Here is a 15,495-nt window from a genome sequence, read left to right on the forward strand (position 1 = left end):
ACCCCTACAAGGGATTCTTCGTTCTACGCCACGCTCACAGCCCACACCTCATCGGTGGATCAGGGCTGAGGGAGCCCGGAGTGGCTCGGGCGCGGCTGTTCGACCTGACCGGCTTCTCCTTCTTCTTCGTCGTGGCCGCCCTCCTCGGCCGGCAGGCGGTCCTGCCCGACGCCCAGCTCGCGCTCGTCTGGCCGGCCGCCGGCGTCGCCGCCGCCTGGCTGGCGGTGACCGGCTGGCGCCGGGGCGCCGTGCTGGACGTCGCTCTCGTCTTCGCGCTCTCGACCGCGGTCAACGCCCTCACCGGGACGAGCGCGTCGCTGGCCCTCGGCCTGGCCTTCGCGACGGTCGTGCAGACCCTGGTCTTCGGGCTCCTCATCGCCCGGTGGTGCCCGGCCTGGTGGGGCTTCGGGGAGGAGCCGCCGCCGGGCATCGCCCTGCTCCGCGACCTCGGCCGCCTGATCGCCGCGGCCTCGATCGCGGCCGTCGTGTCGGCCGTGCTCGGGCCGGCGTCGGTCATGTCCGTCTCCGACCTGAGCTGGGACCAGGTCGTGTCGTGGGTGCTCCGCAACGCGACCGGCATCGCCGCGGTGTTCCCGGTGTCCCTGACCGCGCGGCACCTGGTCCGCTCGAGCGACCCGCAGCGGGCCCCGGACCCGGTCGGCCCGATGCGCGGCCGCGGCCCGGTCGAGCTGGCCGCGCTCGCGGTGTTCACCGGGGCCCTCGTCGGGCTGGTCTTCTACGCCGACACCGACCTCCCGGTCCCGTTCCTGGTGCTCGCCGGCAGTGTCTGGGCCGGCGCCCGGTTCGCGCCGTTCGTCGCCGACGTGCACGCGATCGCGACCTGCGCCGCGGTCACCGTCGCCACCGTGCTGGACCGCGGACCGTTCACGGTCGTCGACGACCCCGACACCCGCGCCCTGGTGCTGCAGTCGTACGTCGCCATGGTGATCGCGCTGACCCTCGCCCTCTCGGTGGGGCGCAGCGAGGTCCTCACCCTGAGCGACCGGCTCGCCGGGCAGGCGGCGCTGGTGCGGACCATCGTCGACACCATGGCCGACGGAGTCAGCGTCGTGGACTCCCGCGGCCGCATCGTGCTCCGCAATCCGGCGGCGCAACAGCTGCTCGGCGACCCCAAGCGGGACGCGCAGGGCCGGGTCGTGGTCGACGCGTACAAGCTGCGGCACGCCGACGGGCGGCCGATCGCGCCCGAGGAGTCCCCGATGGCGCTCGCGCTGGCCGGGGAGTCGGTCGAGAAGGAGGACCTGGTCCTCCGCAACGCGGCGATCCCCGGCGGCCGGATGATCGAGGTCACCGCGCGGCCGCTGCCGGACACCGACCCGCCGCTGGTGGTGGTCGTGTTCCACGACGTCACGGCCGAGCGGCGCGAGCGCGACGAGCTGGCGTCGTTCGCGGGCGTGGTGGCCCACGACCTGCTCAACCCGCTCACGGTCATCGACGGCTGGTCCGAGGCGCTGCTCGAGGAGGCGCGCGCCGGGCGGCAGGTCGACCCCGGCGAGCAGGTGCAGCGGCTGGACCGCATCCAGCGCGCCGCCGAGCGCATGCAGCACCTGATCAGCGACCTGCTCGCCTTCACGACCGCGCGCGACCTCGCCATCAAGCCGGTCCGGGTCGACCTGGCCGCCGTCGCCCTCGACGTCGCCCGCGCCCGCGTCGACGCCAGCCGCGTGCGCGACCTGCCCGAGCCGGTGATCGCCGTCGACCCCGGTCTGCCGCCGGTGCTGGCCGAGCCGGTGCTGCTGCGCCAGGTGGTCGACAACCTGATCGGCAACGCGGTCAAGTACGTCGCGCCCGGGGTCCGTCCCGAGATCCGGGTCCGCGCCCGCCGTACCGACGGCGAGGCCGGGCCGATGGTCGAGATCGAGGTCTCCGACAACGGCATCGGCATCCCCGACGGTCAGCACGACCGGGTCTTCGACAGCTTCCACCGGGCGCACCAGGAGGGCTACCGCGGCACCGGCCTGGGCCTCTCGATCGTGAAGCGGATCGTCGAGCGGCACGGCGGCACCGCGTCCGCACGCGACAACGCCGGCGGCAGGGGGACCACGATGAGCGTGTCCTTCCCCGCCGCCGGCGCCGGGAGCGTCAGCGACGCCTCTTCGTGACCCGCACCTTCACCGCGGCCGACTTCGAGGGCTGCGCGTTCAGGCCGCCGAGGTACGCCGCGCGGAGCGCGTGCCTACCGGGTCTGGTCAGCCGCAGCGCGACCGTCGCCCGCCCGTCCTTCAGCGTCACCGTGCGCACCGCCTTGCCGCGGTCGGTGATGCGGACCCTGCCGTCGGCACCGGGCACCGTGACGACGAGGCGGACCTTCGCGCCGGCCCGGACCGTCGCCGGCCCCTGTCGGCGCAGCGTGGTCTTCGTCCGGGTGGCGTCGTCGAAGACCGACGTCACCGCGCCCAGCCGGTAGAGCTGGGTCTCGCCGGTGGCGTCCTTCAGTCCGTCGTTGTCGGTGATCGCGAAGACCCTGCCGCCGCTGGAGATGCCGAGGCCCTCCAGCTTCTCCTGGGTCCAGCCCTTCTGGGCCTGCATCTCGGGCAGCAGATCGTAGGCCAGCCTCTTGGTCACCGGCGTCAGGTCGCCGGTGGTCCGCTTCGGCAGGTCGACGGTGTAGATCCGCTTGACCGCGGCCGCCGGCCCGTTGAGCTTGTCGCGCTCGATCACCGCGAGGGTGTCGTCGTCGATGACCGCGACCTCGGAGACGCCGAGCCAGTCGCCGGCGACCGAGGTGGTCTCCAGCGGGTAGGCGTACCAGGTCCAGGTGCCGGTGGCGACGTCGTAGCGACCGATCCGGGTGACGTTGCCCTCGAACGGCTGCACGGCGCCGGCCCCGACGGACGGGTCGACCCACAGCGGGCGCTGCACGACGACGTACAGCGTCTCGTTCGCGCCGCTGCCGGTGACCGCGACGCCCTCGAGGCCCCAGTTGCGGATCCGCGAGCTGACCTCCGTGGGCAGCTCCACGGTCTGCCGGACGACGCCGGCGGCGTCGATGCGGAGCAGCCTGTTCTCCGGCCCGGTCGCGCCCTCGTTGGCGACCCAGAGGCCGCCGCCGCGGCGCGCGGCCAGGCCCTCGATGTCCAGCTCCGGCACGGTGCCGTCGGGCGCCGTCACGGTCAGCACGCTCTCGATCTCGGCCGGCGCCTGACGGGTGTCGACGGTGTAGATCCGCCCGGTCGCGTACGCCGTGTCGCTGGCGGTGTACATCCGGTTCGGGTCGCCCGGGACTCCCGAGAGCGCGCCCAGCGCGCCCCAGCCGATGGCGTTGCCGGCGGCGTCGTCGGCCGAGAGGATCGTCGGGAACTGCGGCGCGTCCCGGCCCAGCCGGTAGATGTTGATCGAGGCGCGCACCGACACCGACGAGTCGTCGGCCTCGGAGGCGGCGACGAACAGGCCGCGCGACGGGATCGGCAGCAGTCCCTCCGGGCTGTTGGTCGTGGGGAGGATCTGGCGGAACTCCGGCTTGGTCGGGTCGGTCAGGTCGTAGACCGCCACGTAGTTGCTGCGCTCGGACCCGACGAAGGCGTAGGTGGTGCCGTTCATGGTGGCGACCGTCATGCCCTCGATCTCCGGGCCCTTGTTGTCGGCGCGGTCCTCGTTGTGCAGGCCGTAGCGGGTGGTCAGCTCCTCCATCGACCGGCCGGCGTCCCACACGATGTCGCCGGTGGCGGCGTCGAAGACGCTCCAGCCGCGGCCGCCGCCCTTCCAGTCGCCCTCGTTGGCGGTGGCGACCAGGCCGTCCCCGACCCACTTGACCGAGTCCGGCTCGCGGGGTACGTCGATGCTGCCGGTCGGGTCGAACCGGCCGTCGTCCTCGGTGTCGACGCCGCTCACCACGGAGTTGCCGGCGCTGAAGACGTTCATGATCGTCCGGGAGGCGAGGTCGACGACGACCACGCCGTTGTTCTCCTGGAGCGACACCACGGCCTGGTTGTCGGCGTTGATGTCGACGAACTCGGGCTCGGGGTCCTGCGGGGTGTCGATGCCGGCGGCGGTGAACGCCGGCAGCGCGGAGCCGTCGGGCCGGGTGAACGGCACCTCCTGCGCGGTCCAGCCGGACGGATCGCCCTGGAGGTCGATCACCTGCAGGTTGCCCGGCGGCGCCTGGGGCAGGTCTCCGGCCTCGCCGCCCGGGGGCGCGAACTCCTCGTCGCGCTGGTTCTCCATCGCGACCGCGGCGTACCTCCTGTCCTTGCCGATCACGATCGAGTCCGGCTGGCCGCCGACGTCGATGGTCTTGACCAGCGTGCGGGTGTCCATCGTGTAGACGTCGACCCGGCCCGACGGGTCGGCGAAGTTGCCGCCCGAGGAGTCGACGGTCACGAGCAGGTAGTTGCCCATGACCGCGACCGAGGTCGGCTGGTCGTCGGCGTTGCCCGCGGTCACGAGGTCGACCGAGCCGCGGCCGACCGGGTTCTCCGGGTCGGAGATGTCGAGGAAGCCGGCGCGCTTGCCGGCCGCGTCGGTGTAGACGAGGGTCTTGCCGTCGTCGCTGACCGAGGAGATCTCGGCGACCGTCTCGTCGGCCGGGTCCACGCCCGCGGGGACGTTCAGGTAGACGGGGTAGGTCGCGACCCGGGAGAACTGGTCGCCTGCCGCCGCTCGCCCTGTGGTGGCCGCGTCGGCCGAGTCGGCCGAGGCGGTCCATGGGGAGAGGGCGAGCAGGCTGATGGGCAGCGCGCTGGTAGCGACGAGCGCGAGGCCACGGCGTACGTGCATCGGACACCTTTCGACGAGGGGGACGGTGCGAACCGTGCCGGACGCCGGGTGGTGCCCGGTGTCCTCCGTGCGAGCGGCGGGTGAACAGTCGGGGTCGCTCGCACCGGGGCTACTAGGGTTGGTCCCGCACAAGGTCCCCGACCCCAGGAGCAGTAGACGTGGCATCCATCGAAGCTGTCGGCGCCCGCGAGATCCTCGACTCGCGCGGCAACCCCACCGTCGAGGTCGAGGTGCTGCTCGACGACGGCTCCTTCGCCCGGGCGATGGTCCCGAGCGGCGCCTCCACGGGCGCCTTCGAGGCGGTCGAGCTCCGCGACGGCGGCCAGCGGTACGCCGGCAAGGGCGTCGGCCAGGCCGTCAACGGCGTCATCTCGGCGATCGCCCCCGCCGTCGAGGGGCTCGCCGCCGACGACCAGCGCCTCGTCGACCAGACCATGCTCGAGCTGGACGGCACGCCCAACAAGGCGAGGCTCGGCGCGAACGCGATCCTCGGCGTCTCGCTCGCCGTCGCCCGCGCCGCGGCCGACTCCGCCGAGCTGCCGCTCTACCGCTACGTCGGGGGCCCGAACGCCCACCTGCTCCCGGTGCCGATGATGAACATCCTCAACGGCGGCGCCCACGCCGACTCCAACGTCGACGTCCAGGAGTTCATGATCGCGCCGATCGGCGCCCCGACGTTCCGCGAGGCGCTGCGCTCGGGCGCGGAGGTCTACCACGCGCTCAAGTCGGTGCTGAAGCAGAAGGGCCTCTCGACCGGGCTCGGCGACGAGGGCGGCTTCGCGCCCGACCTGGCCAGCAACCGTGCCGCGCTCGACCTGATCGCCGAGGCGGTCTCGGCCGCGGGCCTCGAGCTCGGCAGGGACATCGCGCTGGCGATGGACGTCGCGGCCTCGGAGTTCCACCGGGACGGCGCGTACGTCTTCGAGGGCTCCTCGAAGTCGGCCGAGGAGATGACCGCCTACTACGCCGACCTGGTCGCGGCGTACCCCATCGTCTCGATCGAGGACCCGCTCGACGAGGACGACTGGGACGGCTGGAGGGCCATCACCGACGAGCTCGGCGCGCGGACCCAGCTGGTCGGCGACGACCTGTTCGTCACCAACGTGGAGCGGCTCCAGCGCGGCATCACCGGCGGGCAGGGCAACGCGCTGCTGGTGAAGGTCAACCAGATCGGCACGCTCACCGAGACCCTCGACGCCGTCGAGCTGGCGCACCGCAGCGGCTTCCGCTGCATGATGAGCCACCGCTCCGGCGAGACCGAGGACACCACGATCGCCGACCTGGCCGTCGCGACGAACTGCGGCCAGATCAAGACCGGCGCCCCGGCACGCTCGGACCGGGTCGCGAAGTACAACCAGCTGCTGCGGATCGAGGACGAATTGGGAGACGCGGCGCGCTACTCCGGCGCGTCGGCGTTCCCTCGGTACGGTGCCTGAGCGAACCTAGGAGGCATGCCCTCCGAGCCCCGCCGTACGCCGCAGCGCGGACCCCACGGCCGGAGGGTGCCCAGACGGCCGTCCGCGCGTCCGGTCGCCGCCCCGGTCGCGGCGGTCGACGGGCCGCGCTCCCGGCTGACCGGCCGGGCCGCGATCCTCGTGCTGGTGCTCGCCGTGCTGACGGTGAGCTACGCGTCCTCGCTGCGCGCCTACCTCGACCAGCGCTCGCAGATCACCGACCTCAAGGAGCAGATCGCGCTCCGGCAGGCCGACATCGCGGACCTCGAGCGGGAGAAGCGGCGCTGGCAGGACCCGGCCTACGTCCAGCAGCAGGCGCGCGAGCTGAACTACGTGATGCCCGGCGAGACGGCGTACGTCGTCCTCGACGAGAACGGCGAGCCGCTGGAGCGCGACAGCGAGCTGACCGACCCCGCGACGGTGGCGCAGAAGCCCCCGAAGGCGTGGTGGTCGACCGCATGGGAGTCGGTCCAGCTCGCCGGCAACCCCCCGAAGCCCGAGGACCCGCCGGCCACCCGGATCAACGGCGACAAGTGAGCGGCCGCGTTCTTGAGATGATCGGGGCGTGACCGACCCGGACGACGTCAGCGCCATCGAGGCCCAGCTCGGCCGCGAGCCCCGGGCGATCCACGGCGTCGGCCACCGCTGCCCGTGCGGCCACCCGGCCGTCGTGACGACCGAGCCGCGGCTGCCGAACGGCACGCCGTTCCCCACCACCTTCTACCTGACCTGCCCGCGCGCGGCCTCGCGGATCGGCACCCTCGAGGGCTCCGGGCTGATGAAGGAGATGCAGGACCGGCTGGGCGCGGACGAGGAGCTGGCGGCGGCGTACCGGGCCGCGCACGAGCGCTACCTCGCCTACCGCGCCGGACTCGGCCGGGTCGAGGAGATCGAGGGCGTCTCCGCGGGCGGCATGCCCGACCGGGTCAAGTGCCTGCACGTGCTCGCCGGCCAGTCGCTCGCGATGGGCCGCGGCGTGAACCCGCTCGGTGACGAGGTCCTCGACCTGCTCGGGCCGTGGTGGGAGAGCGGACCCTGCGTATGAGGGGGCGGGTAGCAGCCATCGACTGCGGCACCAACACGATCAAGCTCCTGATCGGCGCGCTTCCCGAGATCGACGTCCGCGAGATGCGGATGGTCCGGCTCGGCCAGGACCTCGACCGCACCGGCCGGATCGCCGACGAGGCGCTGGTGCGGGCGTTCGCCGCCATCGACGAGTACGCCGGGCTCATCGGTGCGCACGGCGTGCCGGCGTCGCGCGTGCGCTTCGTCGCCACCTCCGCCTCGCGGGACGCGTCCAACGCGGACGTCTTCGTGGCCGGTGTCCGGGAGCGGCTCGGCGTCGACCCGGAGGTCGTGAGCGGCGAGGTCGAGGCGGCGCTGTCGTTCGACGGCGCGGTCCGCAACCTGCGGATGTCGCCCGCGCTGCCGGTCCTCGTCGTGGACATCGGGGGCGGCTCGACCGAGCTGATCCTGGGCTCCTCCTCCCCGGAGGCCGCGGACTCGATGGACATCGGCTCGGTCCGCCTCCACGAGCGGCACCTGCACTCCGACCCACCGACGGCGGCCGAGGTGGCCGCGTGCGTCGCCGACGTCGAGGCGCACCTGGACGCCTGCCCCGTCTCGCCGGCGTCCGCGGCCACCGTGGTCGGCGTCGCCGGCACCGTGACCCAGCTGGCGGCGGTCGCGCTCGACCTCCCGGCGTACTCCCGCGAGGCGGTCGACCAGCTCGTCCTGCCCACCGAGCTGGTCCTCGCGACCGTCGACCGGCTGCTCGCGATGACCGTCGCCGAGCGCCGCGCGCTGCCGTCGATGCACCCCGGCCGCGCGGACGTGATCGGCGCGGGCGTGCTGATCCTGGCCCAGGTGCTGCGCCGCTCCCGTGCGGCGTCGCTCGTGGTGTCGGAGTCCGACATCCTCGACGGGATCGCCTGGTCGCTCGTCGGGTCCTGACGGTTTCCGGCGCGGCCCGGCTGGGCACCTGCGAGGCATGAGCGAACGGACGAACGACGAGCCGCTCGGCGCCGTCGTGCACCGGCTCTCGGAGCAGATCCCCGAGCTGGTGCGCAGCGAGATGCGGCTGGCGCAGGCGGAGCTGGCGCAGAAGGGCAAGCGGGCCGGGCTCGGCATAAGGATGTTCAGCCTGGCCGGGCTGCTGGCGTTCTTCGCGGTCGGCGTGCTGCTCGCCACCGCGGTCATCGCGCTCGACCTGGTGCTGCCGCTGTGGGCGGCCGGGCTGATCGTCGGCGGCGTGCTGCTGGTCGGCGCCCTGGGCGCGGCGCTCGGCGGCAAGTCCGAGCTCGAGCAGGCCACCCCGCCGAAGCCCGAGCACGCGATCGAGGGCGTCAAGCAGGACATCGCGACCGTGAAGGGACGGAAGTCGTGAGCACGCCGCAGGAGATCGAGGCCGACATCGCCCGTCAGCGCGAGCAGCTCGCCGCGACCGTCGACCAGCTCCACGACCAGCTCCAGTCGAAGGCCCGGTCGACGGCGAAGGTCGTGGCCGTGGCCGCCGGCGTCGCCCTCGTCGGCCTGGTCGGGCTGACCGTCTGGCGCCGCCGCCACTGACCCCACACCTCAGGGAGGAACCATGATGTTCATCAAGCCCAGCTTCGTCCTCGGCTTCGCCGCCGGGTACGTCCTCGGCTCTCGCGCCGGTCGCGAGCGCTACGAGCAGATCGCCACCAGCGCCCGCAGGATCGCCGGCAACCCGACCGTGCAGTCGGCCGCCAGCAAGGCACAGGAGACCGTGGTCGCCCAGGCGCCCGTGGTCGCCGATGCTGTCAAGGACAAGGCCACCTCAGCCGCCTCCGCCGTCGCCGACAAGGTGACGCGCGACAGCGACCCGGCCCCGGCCGGGACCCACACCCGGCCCTGACGCCGCGCAGCGGATCGGCGCGGGAGGATGACGGTGTGAGCGCCGTCCTCCCGCACCCCGCCACGGGAGACCTCTTCCCCTCGCCGGTCCCGCCGGACTCCGGCTGGCCGGGCGACCCGGCCGACGCGGCGACCGCGGTCGCTCGCACCCCGGCGCAGGTACGCCGCCTGGCGCGGTGCGCCTCGCTCGACGAGCTCGACGCCCGGGTGTCGGTGTGCCGCGCCTGCCCCCGGCTGGTCCGCTGGCGGGAGGACGTCGCGCACACCAAGCGGGCGTCGTACGCCGCCGAGCCCTACTGGGGCCGCCCGATCCCCGGGTGGGGCTCACCGACTCCGCGGATCCTCGTCGTCGGACTGGCGCCCGCCGCCAACGGCGCGAACCGCACGGGCCGCGTCTTCACCGGCGACCGCAGCGGAGACTGGCTCTTCGCCTCGCTGCACCGCGTGGGCCTCGCCACCCAGGGCACCAGCGTCCACGCTGCGGACGGGCTCGAGCTCATCGACACCCGGATGGTGGCCACGGTCCGCTGTGCTCCACCGGACAACAAGCCGACCACGGTCGAGCGCGACACGTGCGCGCCCTGGATCGAGGCCGAGCTCGGCCTGCTCGCCGGGCACGTCCGCGTCGTCGTGGCCCTCGGCGGCTTCGGCTGGGACGCCGCCCTGCGCTCGTACGCCGCCCTCGGCTGGACCGTCGCGCGCCCCAAGCCGCGCTTCGGCCACGGCGCCGAGGCCACCCTGGTCGGCCCGGACCGGTCGATCACCCTCCTCGGCTGCTACCACCCCAGCCAGCAGAACACCTTCACCGGCCGCCTCACCGAGCCGATGCTCGACGACGTCCTCGGGCGGGCGGCCTCACTGCGCTGAGTGGCTGTGCACAATGGCCCGGTAGCCGCCCGGGACGTCATACGGGCAGTGTGTCCCCTTCCACTACCCGTATGACGTCCCGGGCGGCAGCAGGCCCCTGTATCCCAATCGGCAGAGGAAGCCGCCTTAAAAGCGGCCCAGTCTGGGTTCGAGTCCCAGCGGGGGCACCGTCAGGCCCGCGCTCCTGCGCCGCCGGTAGGCGCCAGGCGGGGGAACCATCTGTGCACGACCGGCGTTGGAACCGGTGAGTTGACCTAGACTGGGCACCTACCCACGGCCTCGAGGAGAGACCATGCAGAGCAACAACCCGGTGTTCCGCCGCTCGGAGGAGTTCAACAGCGCGAACGCCTACGGCAACCAGACGTACGCCGGCAACGGGTCCGCCCACCAGGGCTACGGCCAGACCGGCTACACCGACCCGTCCACGTGGGCCACCGGCGCTCCCGGCCAGCCCGGTCAGCCGGGCGCCCCGGTCGCCACCGGCGGCCCGATGACGATCGACTCCGTCGTCCAGAAGACCGGCATCTCGCTGGGCCTGGTGATCGTCGCGGCGCTCGCGACCTGGATCCTGACCCCCGCGATCGACACCAACACCACCTCCGACGAGCTCGGCAGCCTGATCGCGCTGATGACCGTCGGCTCGCTCGGCGCCTTCGCGCTGTCGATGGTGAACTCCTTCAAGCGCGTGGTCAGCCCCGCGCTCGTGATGGCGTTCGCCGTGCTCGAGGGCATCGCGCTCGGCGGGCTGTCGAAGTTCTTCGACGCGATGTACGGCGACGGCGTCGTCATGGGCGCCGTGATCGGCACCTTCGCGGCGTTCGCGGGCACGCTCGCGGCGTACAAGTTCTTCAACATCAAGGTCAGCGGCAAGTTCCGCATGTTCGTCGTCGCCGCCGTCTTCGGCATGGTCGGCCTGGCCATGATGGAGCTCGTGCTGGGCCTCTTCGGCGCCCAGATCGGCCTGTTCGGCGTCAGCGGCCTGGGCATGGTGACCGCCGTGATCGGCCTGGTGCTCGGCGTGTTCATGCTGATCCTCGACTTCGACTTCGTCGAGCAGGGCGTCGCCAACGCCATCCCCGAGCGGGAGTCGTGGCGGGCGGCGTTCGCGCTGACCGTCAGCCTGGTCTGGATCTACACCAACCTGCTGCGCATCCTGGCGTTCTTCAGCCAGGACTGACGCTCACCGGCTGGGCACTCAGCCGTACGACGGGCCCCGGAGCGATCCGGGGCCCGTTCGTCATGCGTCGGCCCTCTGCAGCGCGTCGGCGTCCTCTTCGGCGTCGGGCGCCTCGCCCGCGCCGCCCGGCTGCCGGCGGCGGTGCCGCAGCTCGACCCAGAGGCCGCGCACCCCGCGGCGGGAGCCGCCCACCTCGGTGCCGCCGAGCTCGGTGCCGGGCTGGTTGACGGCCTGGATCGCGGCCGCGGTGATCGGCAGGACGCCCTCACCGCGGTAGGCCTCGGGCTCGGCCTCGTCGTCGGGGATCAGGCCCAGCGCGGCGAGCGTCGAGGGCAGCAGCACCTGGGCCAGCGAGCGGTAGCCGTCGGCCGACGGGTGGAACTGGTCCGGTCCGAAGAGCACCGCCGGCGCGGCCGCGAACTCCGGCCCGAGGATCGAGCCCAGCGACACGGTGCGACCGCCCCGCTCCACGACCGCGATCGTCTGCGCGGCCGCGAGCCGGCGCGACCACATGCGGGCGACCTGCTTGAGGGGAGGCGCGATCGGCTTGATCGTGCCGAGATCCGGGCAGGTCCCGACCAGGACGGCGACGCCCGCCTCGTGGAGCCGCTGGACGCCCTCGGACAGGTGCCGCACCGATGCCGACGGCAGCACCTGGTGGGTGACGTCGTTGGCGCCGATCAGGATCACCGCGACGTCGGGCTCGGTGGGCAGCGCCTGGTCGAGCTGGGCGGCGAGGTCGGACGACCTCGCGCCGACGACGGCGAAGTCGCGCAGGTAGACGCGGCGGTCGGCGCGCTCGGCCAGGCCGCTGGCGAGCACGGCCCCGGGCGTGTCCTCGACCCGGTCCACGCCGTACCCGGCGGCGCTGGAGTCACCGAGCAGCGCGACCTTGATCGCGGGTCCGGGCCGGCCGCGGCCGTAGTAGCCGGTGGGATCGGGCGGCTCGCCCTCGGCGTTGCCGATGGCCTTGCGCGCGACCGCCGCCTCGGCCCGCAGCACGCCGTAGAGCCCGGCGCCGAGCAGGGAGAGCCCGCCCCCGCCGTACGCCGCGGCGGAGGCCAGCTTCCGAGCGGCAGCGGCTTTCCCCACGCCATTCACTCTACGGAGGCCGCCTTCGCGGCCCGGACGCTGCCCTAGATTGGGGGCATGCAGTACGTGAACTCCCTCCTCGAGCTGATCGGCGACACCCCGCTGCTCCGGCTCTCGAAGTCCACCGGCTCCCTCGACGGCGCGAGGGGGCCGATCGTGCTCGCCAAGGTGGAGTACCTCAACCCCGGCGGCTCGGTGAAGGATCGCATCGCGACGCGCATGATCGAGGCCGCGGAGGCCTCCGGCGAGCTGCAGCCCCGCGGGACCATCGTCGAGCCGACGTCGGGCAACACCGGCGTCGGGCTGGCCATGGTCGCCCAGCAGAAGGGCTACCGCTGCGTCTTCGTCTGCCCGGACAAGGTGAGCGAGGACAAGCGCAACGTCCTCAAGGCGTACGGCGCCGAGGTGGTCGTCTGTCCGACCGCGGTCGAGCCCGAGCACCCGGACTCCTACTACAACGTCTCCGACCGGCTCGCCTCGCAGCCGGGCGCGTGGAAGCCGGACCAGTACTCCAACCCGCACAACCCGCGGTCCCACTACGAGACCACCGGCCCGGAGATCTGGGCGCAGACCGAGGGCCGGATCACGCACTTCGTGGCGGGCGTCGGCACCGGCGGCACCATCAGCGGCACCGGCCGCTACCTCAAGGAGCGCTCCGCCGAACGAGGGGGGTCGCGGGTCCAGGTCGTGGGCGCCGACCCGGCCGGATCGGTCTACTCCGGCGGCAGCGGCCGCCCCTACCTCGTCGAGGGCGTCGGCGAGGACTTCTGGCCCGACGCCTACGACCGCTCGGTCGCCGACCGGATCATCGAGGTCTCCGACGCGGACTCGTTCGCGATGACCCGTCGGCTCGCCCGCGAGGAGGCGCTGCTGGTCGGCGGCTCGTCCGGCATGGCCGTGCACGCCGCCGTCCAGCTCGCGCACGAGCTCGCGGGCACGCCCGAGGGAGACGACGCCGTCATCGTCGTACTGCTCCCCGACTCGGGCCGCGGCTACCTCACCAAGGTCTTCAACGACGACTGGCTGGGCCAGTACGGCTTCCCCGTCGACGGCGCCTCGCATCCGGTGCAGAACGTCGGCGAGGTGCTGCGCGGCAAGGACGGCCGGCTGCCCGACCTGGTGCACACGCACCCGGGCGAGACCATCGCCGAGGCGGTCGCGATCCTCCAGGAGTACGCCGTCTCGCAGATGCCCGTCGTCCGCGCCGAGCCGCCCGTGGTGGCCGCCGAGGTGGTCGGCTCGGTCTCCGAGCGCACCCTCCTCGACCTGCTCTTCACCGGCACCGCGCGGCTGACCGACTCGGTCAGCCAGCACATGTCGGCACCGCTGCCCACGATCGGCTCGACCGAGCCCGCCTCCGACGCGGTCGGCGCCCTCGAGGGCGCCGACGCGCTGCTGGTCCACGAGGACGGCAAGCCGGTCGGCGTCGTCACCCGCCACGACCTGCTGGCCTACCTGGCGCGAGGTTGAGGCCCCCGCACCGTACCAAGCAATTGCTTGGTACGGTGCGGGCATGACGGCGACCCCAGCGGCGACCCCGGCGATCGAGGGCTGGTTCACGACCGGGCCGGACCCGGCGCTGCTGGGCACGAGGTGCACGGCGTGCGGGACGGTGTACTTCCCGCGACTGGGCGGGACCTCGGAGGCGGGCTTCTGCCGCAACCCCGGCTGCGGGGGAGAGGAGTTCGAGGAGACCGAGCTCTCGCGCCGCGGCACGGTGTGGTCCTACACGGACGCGCAGTACCAGCCGCCGGCGCCGTACCTCTCCCGCACCGACCCCTACGAGCCGTTCGCGCTCGCCGCGGTCGAGCTGCCGGAGGGGCTGGTCGTGGTCGGCCAGGTCGCCGACGGGTACGGCGTGGCGGACCTGCGCGTGGGCGGCGAGGTCGAGCTCGTGGTCGAGACGCTCTACGCCGACGAGTCCGGCGACCGCACGATCTGGCGCTGGCGCCCGCTGGACTCTGGGCGAGTGACGGAGACGGGCGAGGAGGCCGACCGGTGAACGCACACGATGTCGCGGTGCTGGGCGTCGGCATGCACCCGTGGGGCAAGTGGGGCCGCAACTTCGTGGAGTACGGCGTGCACGCGGCCCGCGCCGCGCTGACCGACTCCGGCGTCGACTGGCGCGACGTCGACCTGGTCGTCGGCGGCGAGACGGTCCGCAACGGCTACGGCGGGTACGTCGCCGGCGCGACCTTCGCCCAGGCACTGGGCTGGAACGGGGCCCGGGTCGCCACGTCCTACGCCGCCTGCGCCACCGGCGCCCAGGCCCTCGACACCGCGCGCGCCCGCATCCTCGCCGGCCTGTCCGAGGTGGCCCTCGTGGTCGGCGCCGACACCACGCCGAAGGGGTTCCTCGCGCCCAACGCCGGCGAGCGCTGGGACGACCCGGACTGGCTGCGGTTCCGGCTGCTCGGCATGACGAACCCGGCGTACTTCGCGATGTACGCGCGCCGCCGGATGGACCTCTACGGCGCGACCCGGGAGGACTTCGCGCGGGTCAAGGTCAAGAACGCGCGGCACGGGCTGGCGAACCCGAACGCCCGCTACCGCAAGGAGGTGTCGGTCTCCGACGTCCTGGAGTCGGCCGTGGTCTCGGACCCGCTGCACCTGCTCGACATCTGCGCGACCTCCGACGGCGCGGCCGCGGTGGTGCTGGCCAGCCCCGAGTACGCCGCGCGCCATGTCAGATCTGGGGGAGGTGTCGACCGGCCGGTGCGGATCGGCGCGATCTCGACGGTCACGCCGACCTTCCCGAACACGATCCTCGACATGCCGAACATCTCCACCGACGCCAGTACGGCGGTCGCCCCTCCCGAGCGCACCTTCAAGGAGTCGATCGGCCAGGCGGCGTACGAGGAGGCGGGCATCGACCCCGCCGACGTCTCGCTCGCCGAGGTCTACGACCTGTCGACCGCGCTCGAGCTGGACTGGATGGAGGACCTCCGGCTCTGCCGGCGCGGTGAGGCCGAGGCGCTGCTGCGCGCGGGGGAGACCACGCTCGGCGGCCGGATCCCCGTCAACCCGTCCGGCGGGCTGGCCTGCTTCGGCGAGGCCGTCCCGGCGCAGGCGCTCGCGCAGGTCTGCGAGGTGACCTGGCAGCTGCGCGGCCAGGCGACCGGCCGCCAGGTCGAGGGCGCCACCGTCGGCATCACCGCCAACCAGGGCCTCTTCGGCCACGGCTCCTCGGTGATCCTCAGCCGCTGACCGCCGAGTCGGCGCGTCTTGCCCGGCTGAGCATGCCGAGTCGGCGTGTCTTGCCCAGATCCTGTGGACAGCGCGGGCATGTTG

General features: G+C 73.2%; 15 protein-coding genes and 1 tRNA gene. 14 read left to right on the plus strand and 2 right to left on the minus strand.

Features of this window, described 5'->3' with window-relative positions:
- Nucleotides 1–2,123 (plus strand): ATP-binding protein (locus ACYVKX_RS13495; protein WP_460833160.1); only part of this gene is annotated, 2,123 nt, incomplete at its 5' end.
- On the opposite strand, the gene ACYVKX_RS13500 is transcribed toward ACYVKX_RS13495, so the two are convergent.
- Nucleotides 2,104–4,737: an esterase-like activity of phytase family protein gene (locus ACYVKX_RS13500; protein ID WP_460833162.1), complete on the minus strand. Its 2,634-nt coding sequence runs from the start codon at nt 4,735–4,737 to the stop codon at nt 2,104–2,106. The genes ACYVKX_RS13495 and ACYVKX_RS13500 overlap by 20 nt on opposite strands.
- A gap of 158 nt (nt 4,738–4,895) precedes the next feature.
- Here ACYVKX_RS13500 and eno point away from each other — a divergent pair, with 158 nt between their 5' ends.
- The 10 genes from eno to ACYVKX_RS13550 all read left to right on the plus strand — a co-directional run bounded on the left by eno (nt 4,896) and on the right by ACYVKX_RS13550 (nt 11,112).
- Entirely contained in the window at nt 4,896–6,173 is a 1,278-nt protein-coding gene (eno, locus tag ACYVKX_RS13505; RefSeq protein WP_460833165.1) for a phosphopyruvate hydratase, read from the plus strand.
- A 15-nt stretch (nt 6,174–6,188) separates the two neighbouring features.
- Nucleotides 6,189–6,728, plus strand: a complete 540-nt coding sequence (locus ACYVKX_RS13510; RefSeq protein ID WP_460833167.1) for an FtsB family cell division protein — start codon at nt 6,189–6,191, stop codon at nt 6,726–6,728.
- Between the two features lie 28 nt (nt 6,729–6,756).
- On the plus strand, nt 6,757–7,236 hold the full coding sequence (locus ACYVKX_RS13515) for a DUF501 domain-containing protein (RefSeq protein ID WP_460833170.1): 480 nt from the start codon (nt 6,757–6,759) through the stop codon (nt 7,234–7,236).
- Nucleotides 7,233–8,144 (plus strand): Ppx/GppA phosphatase family protein, encoded by a 912-nt coding sequence (locus tag ACYVKX_RS13520; RefSeq protein WP_460833172.1) that lies wholly within the window; start codon nt 7,233–7,235, stop codon nt 8,142–8,144. The genes ACYVKX_RS13515 and ACYVKX_RS13520 overlap by 4 nt, the downstream gene beginning before the upstream one ends.
- A gap of 37 nt (nt 8,145–8,181) precedes the next feature.
- On the plus strand, nt 8,182–8,577 hold the full coding sequence (locus ACYVKX_RS13525) for a phage holin family protein (protein ID WP_460833174.1): 396 nt from the start codon (nt 8,182–8,184) through the stop codon (nt 8,575–8,577).
- Nucleotides 8,574–8,759, plus strand: a complete 186-nt coding sequence (locus ACYVKX_RS13530) for a DUF3618 domain-containing protein (RefSeq protein ID WP_460833176.1) — start codon at nt 8,574–8,576, stop codon at nt 8,757–8,759. The genes ACYVKX_RS13525 and ACYVKX_RS13530 overlap by 4 nt, the downstream gene beginning before the upstream one ends.
- 22 nt (nt 8,760–8,781) lie before the next feature.
- Complete coding sequence (locus tag ACYVKX_RS13535) at nt 8,782–9,069, plus strand: hypothetical protein (protein WP_460833179.1); 288 nt, start codon at nt 8,782–8,784, stop codon at nt 9,067–9,069.
- 35 nt (nt 9,070–9,104) lie between these two features.
- Complete coding sequence (locus tag ACYVKX_RS13540) at nt 9,105–9,935, plus strand: uracil-DNA glycosylase (protein WP_460833181.1); 831 nt, start codon at nt 9,105–9,107, stop codon at nt 9,933–9,935.
- A 93-nt stretch (nt 9,936–10,028) separates the two neighbouring features.
- Nucleotides 10,029–10,102: transfer RNA gene (locus ACYVKX_RS13545), tRNA-Leu, on the plus strand.
- 125 nt (nt 10,103–10,227) lie between these two features.
- Nucleotides 10,228–11,112 (plus strand): Bax inhibitor-1/YccA family protein, encoded by an 885-nt coding sequence (locus ACYVKX_RS13550; protein ID WP_460833183.1) that lies wholly within the window; start codon nt 10,228–10,230, stop codon nt 11,110–11,112.
- 60 nt (nt 11,113–11,172) lie between these two features.
- Here the strand turns inward: ACYVKX_RS13550 and ACYVKX_RS13555 are convergent, their stop codons facing one another.
- A complete protein-coding gene (locus tag ACYVKX_RS13555) occupies nt 11,173–12,204 on the minus strand; it encodes an SGNH/GDSL hydrolase family protein (RefSeq protein WP_460833185.1) in 1,032 nt (343 codons plus the stop codon).
- Nucleotides 12,205–12,261: 57 nt separating this feature from the next.
- On the opposite strand from ACYVKX_RS13555, the gene ACYVKX_RS13560 reads away from it, so the two are divergent.
- Genes ACYVKX_RS13560 through ACYVKX_RS13570 form a run of 3 tightly spaced genes read left to right on the plus strand, consistent with a single transcriptional unit; the run spans nt 12,262 to nt 15,411 of the window.
- Nucleotides 12,262–13,674, plus strand: coding sequence for a cystathionine beta-synthase (locus ACYVKX_RS13560; RefSeq protein WP_460833187.1), 1,413 nt, complete (start codon nt 12,262–12,264; stop codon nt 13,672–13,674).
- A gap of 43 nt (nt 13,675–13,717) precedes the next feature.
- A complete protein-coding gene (locus tag ACYVKX_RS13565) occupies nt 13,718–14,206 on the plus strand; it encodes a Zn-ribbon domain-containing OB-fold protein (protein ID WP_460833189.1) in 489 nt (162 codons plus the stop codon).
- Nucleotides 14,203–15,411: a lipid-transfer protein gene (locus ACYVKX_RS13570; RefSeq protein ID WP_460833192.1), complete on the plus strand. Its 1,209-nt coding sequence runs from the start codon at nt 14,203–14,205 to the stop codon at nt 15,409–15,411. The genes ACYVKX_RS13565 and ACYVKX_RS13570 overlap by 4 nt, the downstream gene beginning before the upstream one ends.
- Nucleotides 15,412–15,495: the final 84 nt, after the last annotated feature.

It is taken from the genome of Nocardioides hungaricus (assembly GCF_054782915.1).